Source organism: Acinetobacter sp. V2, assembly GCF_001188385.1.
Taxonomy (GTDB): domain Bacteria; phylum Pseudomonadota; class Gammaproteobacteria; order Pseudomonadales; family Moraxellaceae; genus Acinetobacter; species Acinetobacter oleivorans.
This window is the reverse complement of the sequence record NZ_JZFB01000001.1, coordinates 9873-17711: the sequence shown is the minus strand read 5'-3', so window position 1 is coordinate 17711 and position 7839 is coordinate 9873. Positions and strand designations below refer to the sequence as shown.

Genomic DNA, 7839 nt, shown 5'->3' with positions numbered 1-7839 from the left:
CCTGCTGCCACACCATTTACGGCGCAAATTACAGGCTTTGGCATATTTACAATCGTTTTAATGAGCGGGTTATAGTAAGTTTCAATCGAATATCCTAAATCTGGAGCTTCAGCATTTGGGTCTACTACACGATCACCTAAGTCTTGCCCTGCACAAAAGCCGCGGCCTTCGCCACTAATCACAACACAGCGAACATCTGGATTTTTGGTCCACTGGTTTAAAACCTCAGCCACTTCACGGTGCATATCAACGTTAAAGCTATTCAGTGCTTTTGGGCGGTTAAATGTCAGGTAGCCAACACCATTTTTTTCTTCAGCAATAATATTTTGATAGTCCATCACTCACCTCTAAACACTGGCTTTCTTTTCTCAAAGAAAGCATTAATCCCTTCGTTTCGATCTTTTGTAGCCGCCAGCCAGACAAAGTTTTGACGTTCAAACTTGAGTCCCTGACTTAAAGTCGTTTCATGAATACTTTTAATTGATTGTTTAATCACGCGAATCGCTAAAGGCGCTTGTTTCGCAATTTTTGCTGCAAGTTGAACCGCATATTCAACGGTTAATTCGGTCGGAACCACTTGACTGCAAATACCGTGTTGCTCTGCCTGTTTTGCCGAAATCATCTCACCTGTCATGGCCCAGCGCATGGTGAGTTGTTGTCCAACCAAGCGCGCTAAACGCTGTGTTCCGCCTGCACCCGGCAACATGCCAAGGCCAATTTCAGGTAAAGCAAAACGGGCATTTTCACCGCAAACCACCATATCCGAATGTAAAACCAACTCAAACCCAGCACCTAAGGCATAGCCATTGACTGCACTAATCAGTGGCTTACTAAATGCATCAATTTTTTGCCAAAGCTTCGGGCGAATATCGAGTTGCAAAGTCACGGCGTCCATTGCAGCCAATTCGCTAAGATCTGCTCCAGCAGCAAAACATTGAGCGTTACCTGTTAAAACCACTGCTTTGACTTGAGCATTGTGCTCAGCTTCTTCGAGCAACTCGCATAAACACTGCAATGTTGCATTGTTTAAAGCATTTCTTTTTTCTGGACGGTTTAGGGTTAATAACAAAACATCGTCAGTTGCTGTGCTGGCTTTGATTAACTCTTGCATGACAGCCTCTACTCATCAAAACTCAAACGAACATTTGAGCCTTTTGGTAAGGTTTGACAGCTAAGTACATAGCCCTTTTCAACTTCATCTTTTTCAAGGCTATAGTTAAGGAACATATCGACTTCACCAGAAACAACTTTACAACGACAAGTCGCACATACCCCACCTTTACAGGCATACGGCAAGTCAGCACCCGCACGTAAAGCCGCATCAAGAATACTTTCATCGTCCTGAGCCACAGAAACAATCAGCTCACGACCATCTAAAATGATGTTTACTTTTTCTTCTTTACGATTTGCATCAGCTTCAGCACTACGTTTACGAGCCTGCCCTGTGTGGAAACGTTCGGTGTGGATTTTTTCTTTTGCAATACCATAGTTTGGCAACGTGCTTTCTACAGCATTCATCATTTCGTCTGGACCACAGGCAAACACATGGTCAAAACTCGTTTCAAGTACATCAAAATCAAAAAGCTGTTTTAGCTTTTCTTCATCAATACGACCGTTCATCAGCTCACTGTCATTGAACTCACGAGAAAAAATATTGATGAGTTGAAAGCGTTCTTTAAACTGATCTTTCAAATCCATAATTTGCTCGGCAAACATGGTTTGTTTCCATGAACGATTGCCATAGAGCAAGGTAAATTTAGCTTCAGGTTGTTCAAACAAAACTTGCTTAACTATCGATAAAATTGGGGTAATACCACTGCCCGCAGCAACGCCTAAATAGTTTTGTCCGCCCATCTTGGCTGCTTTTTGAAAAAACACACCTTGTGGTGGCATCACTTCAAGCACATCACCCACTTTTAAATGATCATTTGCCCAGTTTGAAAATTGACCTTGATCAATTTTTTTAACCGCAATGCTGATGTCTTCTTTTGCTGCATAGCTACAAATTGAATAACAACGGCGGATTTCACCAGCTTCGGTTAAATGGCGAATGGTTAAGTGTTGACCCGGTTGAAATTGGAATTGTTCTTGTTGTTCAGGTACAACGTCAAATGCAATACAAATTGCCTGATCGGTTTGAGGCGTAATACTTTTTACTTTTAATGGTACAAATTGGCTCATGGCTGATTTCCTTATCTAAAGACTTAAATACATTTGAAGTAATCAAAAGGCTCAAGACAGTCCTGACATTTATAAAGTGCTTTACAGGCGGTAGAACTAAACTCTGTCAACAGTCGGGTATGTCGGCTTTTACAACATGGACACTCGACACCATCTTTTAAGTGAACGTGAGTCCCACATTGATGCGCCAACCCTTCTGGTGGTGCAATGCCATAAACTTGCAGTTTCTTTTTACCCGCTTCAGACATCCAGTCCGTGGTCCATGCTTCTGATAAATCGACCATGACTTTGACTGGTGTCAAAGCTTCTGCGGTAAAGGCTTCAGCAATTTGTGCTTTCAACATATCTGTTGCTGGGCAACCGCTATATGTCGGAGTTAGACGAACAATAATTTCTTGTTGATCGTTAATCTCTACACCGCGAATCATGCCTAAATCCACAACAGATAAAACCGGAATTTCAGGGTCACTTACCGTTTGTAGAACATCCCAACATTGGTCGATGCAATGACGAATCATTTGCATGGCTCACCTCCTTATCTTACCAGGTCATTCCCGGATAAGTTCTTTGAATACTTTGCATTTCAGCCAACAAATAACCTAAATGCTCGGTATGCAATCCTTGTTTTGCACCACGGCGATAAGCACCGTTCACAGCAACATTTAATTCAAAGCGCTTAAGCTCATCTGCAATGGTTTGGTTCCATTGTTCTTTTTCATTTGAAAAATCTGGAATCACGCCTTGTGCCACTAATGCTTGTTCGTCTGCATTAAGTTCAAATAACTCAGCGGTAAAGCGCCATAAATTATTTAATCCGTCTTGTACACGTTGATGCGCTTCATCTGTGCTTAAACTTAAACGTTCCATCCAGCTAGTCGAAAAACGGATGTGATACTTCACTTCTTTTAAAGATTTCACAGCAAGCGCGCTTAATTCAGGAAGTGAGCTTTGCGCTAAAGCAGTAAATAAATGAAGATGGTAATGATCCATCAACCACTGACGTACAATCGTTTGTGCAAAGTCACCATTCGGTTGTTCGCACAACAATAGGTTTAAAAACTCACGTTCTGTACGGAAATATGCAAGCTGATCTTCATCACGTTTAGCTTCATCATATTGACCTGCCAAGGTCAGAAAGTTTCTTGCCTGACCTAACAAGTCCAAACCGATATTTGCTAAAGCAATATCAACTTCAAGCTCAGGTGCATGCCCGCACCATTCAGCTAAACGCTGAGATAAAACCAGTTGACTGTCGCCAATATGTAATAAGAATTTAGATAAAACTGAATGATTCATGTGTCATCTCCCTTACATATGCTCAATGCCATCTGGGATATGGTAAAAAGTCGGATGACGATAAACCTTGTCTAGAGAAGGATCGAAAAATTCAGCTTTTTCATCTGGCTGTGATGACTTAATCAGTTCAGAGCGAACCACCCAAATGCTAATTCCTTCATTGCGACGCGTGTAAACATCACGAGCATGTTGCAGTGCTATCTCATCATCGGGTGCTCTTAAGCTGCCTACATGACGGTGGCTTAAACCTTGTTTACTACGTACAAATACTTCGTAGAGCGACCAGTTGTTTTTATCTTCCATTTTGATTTCCTCAAATTTTTCCATAAATCTTGTTAAGCCACTTTGTTCGCTTCAAGCTGCTGTTTTTTCGCATAGACCACGGCTGCATCACGAACCCATTTGCCGTTTTCCCATGCTTTACGGCGTGCTTCGATACGCTCGTGATTACATGGTCCACGTCCGGCAATCACTTCATTAAATTCGTGCCAGTCGATCTCGCCAAACTCGTAGTGGCCTGTTTTTTCATTCAGTTTTAAATCTGGGTCTGGAACTTCCAAACCTAGCTGTAAAATTTGCGGCACAGTGTTATCAACAAACTTTTGACGTAATTCATCGTTACTAAAACGTTTGATTTTCCATGCCATGCTTTGTGCACTGTTTGGAGAATGCTCATCACTTGGACCAAACATCATGAGAGCTGGCCACCAATAGCGATTTACCGCATCTTGTGCCATCTGTTTTTGTTCTGGTGTACCGCCTGCTAAAGCCATCATGGCTTCAAAACCTTGGCGTTGGTGGAAACTTTCTTCTTTACAAATACGTACCATTGCACGTGCATATGGCCCATATGAAGTACGGCAAAGTGCAACTTGGTTCACAATAGCTGCCCCATCGACAAGCCAACCAATTGCAGCGACATCTGCCCAAGTCAAAGTTGGATAGTTAAAAATTGATGAGTATTTCATTTTCCCATCAATCAATTTTTCCATCATGTCATCACGGTCAGCACCTAAGGTTTCTGCCGCACTGTACAAATACAAACCATGGCCCGCTTCATCTTGGACTTTCGCGAGCAAAACCGCTTTACGTTTTAAAGTTGGCGCACGAGTAATCCAGTTCCCTTCAGGCAACATACCTACAATTTCAGAATGGCCATGTTGCCCGATTTGACGAATCAATGTTTTGCGGTAGGCATCGGGCATTTGATCCTTAGCCTCGATCGTAATTTCATTGGCAATATTTTGTTCAAATTTCTGGTAGTTGTTTTCCATTCTTTCATTCCCTGTAGGTATCACCCTTAAATCTATTTTTCGATACACTAAAAACAAAGTCAATCACTTTTTTAGTATCAAATTAAATTACCAACAGTAAAACACATCAAATTATTGAAATTATTAAATTTAAACCAATTGTAAAAAACCTTTTTACTTTTATAAATCAAAATAAAGTTGACTTTTAGACAAATTAATCTGAAATTATGAATCATATTTTCACAATTTTTATAATTGATGTATCACATAAAAAAGGAGTTTGGTCATGCTTGAACAAGCACACCTAGAAGGAATCTCAACTGACACAGATTTTCAGCAGTCTGAGCATCAACAGTCTCATCTTGCTTCTTATGTCTATGGAACATGGCATTCGACGAGTGAAGAACTACGTCCTGTTTATCATGCCATTACAGGTGAATCGATTTATGCCGTAAGTAGTCATGGCATAGATATGAAACGTGTTGTTCAATATGCCAAACAAAATGGTTCAGAACTGGCTAACTGGACGTTTCACCAACGTGCAAATGCATTAAAACAAATTGCCCAATATTTACTTGAGCGTAAAGAAGAGTTCTACAAACTTGCTTATGCAACAGGTGCAACTCGTAAAGATGCATGGATTGATATTGAAGGTGGCATCCAGACATTATTTGCTTATTCGAGTCTGGTTCGCCGTGAACTCAATGATGAAAAAATTATTACTGAAGACAGCTGGATTCAGCTTTCTAAGAATGGAACTTTCGGTGCTAAGCACATTTTAAGTCCTAAAGCAGGTGTTGCCGTTCACATCAACGCATTTAACTTCCCAATTTGGGGAATGCTTGAAAAGATTGCACCGACTCTACTTGCAGGTATGCCATGTATTGTGAAACCAGCAACTGATGGCTCTCAATTAACTCAAGCGGTTGTAAAAGCCATTGAAGAAGCACATGTGTTACCAAAAGGCTCGCTACAACTCATTTGCGGTCAAACGTATGATTTGTTCGATCACTTAGGCCCACAAGACTGCGTTACGTTTACAGGTTCTGCATACACAGGTCAAAAACTACGTAACCACCCTCACCTTAATAAATATTCGATTCCATTTAGCATGGAAGCCGACTCGGTAAACAGTGCAATTTTAAGCCCTGATGCAAATGAAGAAACTGTCGATTTATTTGTACGTGAAGTGTTCCGTGAAATGACCACAAAAGCAGGCCAAAAATGTACTGCAATTCGTCGTGCATTCGTTCCTTCAAGTTTGTTAGCGACTGTACAAGAGAAGCTAACTGCCAAACTTGCTAAAGTTGTGGTGGGTGACCCTCAAAAAGAAGAAACCACCATGGGCGCTTTGGCGAGCATTAAACAAAAACATGACGTTGCAGAAAAAGTTGCCGAACTCAGCAAAGACGCAAAAATTGTTTTTGGTAGCAGCGAGTCCTTTAAATTTAATGCAGATCATCCTGAAAAAGGTGCATTTTTTGCTCCAACTTTATTACTCTGCGAACAACCTTTACAAGCAACACATGTACATACCACAGAAGCTTTCGGTCCTGTATGTACCCTTATGCCATATAGCAACATTGAAGAATTAGCTGACCTTGTTTCACGTGGCGAAGGTAGCCTAGTGGCTTCTGTCGTTAAAAATAACGATGAGAATATTGAACAGATTATCCAAAAAATTGCGCCTTGGCACGGCCGTGTGCATGTACTCGATGCAGAGTCAGCAAAAGAAAGTACAGGACATGGTTCTCCACTTCCTCATCTTGTACACGGCGGACCTGGCCGTGCAGGTGGCGGTGAAGAGTTAGGTGGTATTCGCGCCGTTAAACACTACATGCAGCGTACAGCAATTCAAGGTTCTCCAAACAGCCTGACACAAATTACCCACTCATGGACTGCTGGCTCGAAAGTTAACGAAGACCGCGTACATCCATTTAAAAAGTCGTTTGATGAGTTAGTGATTGGTGAACGTTTATTAACGGCGCGTCGCACCGTAAGCGAAGCAGATATTGTTAACTTTGCTGGTTTAAGCGGTGACTATTTCTATGCACATACCGACAAAATTGCAGCTGCCGAGTCTTTCTTTGGTGAGCGCGTTGCACACGGCTATTTCATTGTGTCTGCCGCAGCAGGTCTATTTGTAGATGCAGCACAAGGTCCTGTTATCGCCAACTACGGTATGGACAACTTACGTTTTGTTGAACCAGTTAAAATTGGTGACTCGATTCAGGTTGAATTGACCTGCAAACAAAAAACACCTAAACCACAAAAAGACCCGTCTCAGCCTGCGCATGGCGTTGTGGTATGGGATATTAAAGTCAAAAACCAACGCGGTGAACTTGTCGCAACTTACGACATTTTAACCTTAGTTGCTCGTGATTTATAAATAGAACTCAAACTGATGGATAGCTAATATCCATCAGTTTTTTATCTAACATTAGTCGTTGTCCTTTTAATGAATCGAAAAATAGCGACTTTAGAGTTATGTTGGATGAAAACGTTTAGCCAGTTTCTTTTGCAGAATAATAACGAGAATTGGAAATCCTGCTGCGGAAATTGCACATATCACCAGTAACTTGTTTAGATTGTGTGGTGCCATACCATGATCAGGTAATAAAAAAGCAGACAGAAAGAATGCGATGGTTGTAACCAGATACATGATTGAGGTCTGTAATGAAGAAAATCCAGCTCGTTGTCTATCATCAGGAAACTGAATCGAAACCACCGAAGATGTCACCAAACGACTGTAAGATGCACCGAGAAATAAACTAATAAATAACGTCGCATGCGGATAGCCTAAAATTAGTATCAGTAAACTCAGTATAAAGACGATCGTTGAAGCTGTAGCCATCATTAAAGCAGAAAAACGGGAGGTTAACGCCCCTGTGATTTTTGTAGACAGATAACCTATCACGCCCCCACTAAAGAAGAGCCAAGGCAGTAGATCTTGAGAAGCACCCAACTGCTGTATCATTAATGGTGCCAAAATAGGAATAACCAGCATAGGACTAAACTGTACAAGTGCATTACTGGAAGCGAACAGTAAAGTGTCTCTATCGAGAGGCTGCTTAGGGAGCGTATCTAAAGAGACTAGGTCTTGGGGAAT

8 protein-coding genes and 1 pseudogene are annotated in these 7839 nt (G+C 41.4%); 1 reads left to right on the top strand and 8 read right to left on the bottom strand.

Features of this window, described 5'->3' with window-relative positions:
* The 7 genes from UC75_RS19340 to paaA all read right to left on the bottom strand — a co-directional run.
* A partial coding sequence (locus UC75_RS19340) for an enoyl-CoA hydratase-related protein (RefSeq protein ID WP_228136961.1) occupies positions 1 to 338 on the bottom strand: 338 nt, incomplete at its 3' end.
* Positions 338 to 1111: an enoyl-CoA hydratase-related protein gene (locus tag UC75_RS00085; protein WP_049836276.1), complete on the bottom strand. Its 774-nt coding sequence runs from the start codon at positions 1109 to 1111 to the stop codon at positions 338 to 340. The genes UC75_RS00085 and UC75_RS19340, both read right to left, overlap by 1 nt.
* An 8-nt stretch (positions 1112 to 1119) precedes the next feature.
* On the bottom strand, positions 1120 to 2181 hold the full coding sequence (gene paaE / locus UC75_RS00080; protein ID WP_049836275.1) for a 1,2-phenylacetyl-CoA epoxidase subunit PaaE: 1062 nt from the start codon (positions 2179 to 2181) through the stop codon (positions 1120 to 1122).
* 23 nt (positions 2182 to 2204) lie between these two features.
* A complete protein-coding gene (paaD, locus tag UC75_RS00075; RefSeq protein WP_049836274.1) occupies positions 2205 to 2705 on the bottom strand; it encodes a 1,2-phenylacetyl-CoA epoxidase subunit PaaD in 501 nt (166 codons plus the stop codon).
* 16 nt (positions 2706 to 2721) lie between these two features.
* Complete coding sequence (gene paaC, locus UC75_RS00070; RefSeq protein WP_049836273.1) at positions 2722 to 3477, bottom strand: 1,2-phenylacetyl-CoA epoxidase subunit PaaC; 756 nt, start codon at positions 3475 to 3477, stop codon at positions 2722 to 2724.
* Positions 3478 to 3489: 12 nt separating this feature from the next.
* Positions 3490 to 3780, bottom strand: coding sequence for a 1,2-phenylacetyl-CoA epoxidase subunit PaaB (paaB, locus tag UC75_RS00065; RefSeq protein WP_000389648.1), 291 nt, complete (start codon positions 3778 to 3780; stop codon positions 3490 to 3492).
* A 32-nt stretch (positions 3781 to 3812) separates the two neighbouring features.
* Complete coding sequence (gene paaA / locus UC75_RS00060) at positions 3813 to 4751, bottom strand: 1,2-phenylacetyl-CoA epoxidase subunit PaaA (protein WP_049836272.1); 939 nt, start codon at positions 4749 to 4751, stop codon at positions 3813 to 3815.
* A 265-nt stretch (positions 4752 to 5016) separates the two neighbouring features.
* On the opposite strand from paaA, the gene paaZ reads away from it, so the two are divergent.
* Complete coding sequence (gene paaZ / locus UC75_RS00055; protein ID WP_049836271.1) at positions 5017 to 7119, top strand: phenylacetic acid degradation bifunctional protein PaaZ; 2103 nt, start codon at positions 5017 to 5019, stop codon at positions 7117 to 7119.
* A 96-nt stretch (positions 7120 to 7215) separates the two neighbouring features.
* Here the strand turns inward: paaZ and UC75_RS19335 are convergent.
* Positions 7216 to 7839 (bottom strand): annotated as a pseudogene (locus tag UC75_RS19335) (MFS transporter); the annotation flags it as partial.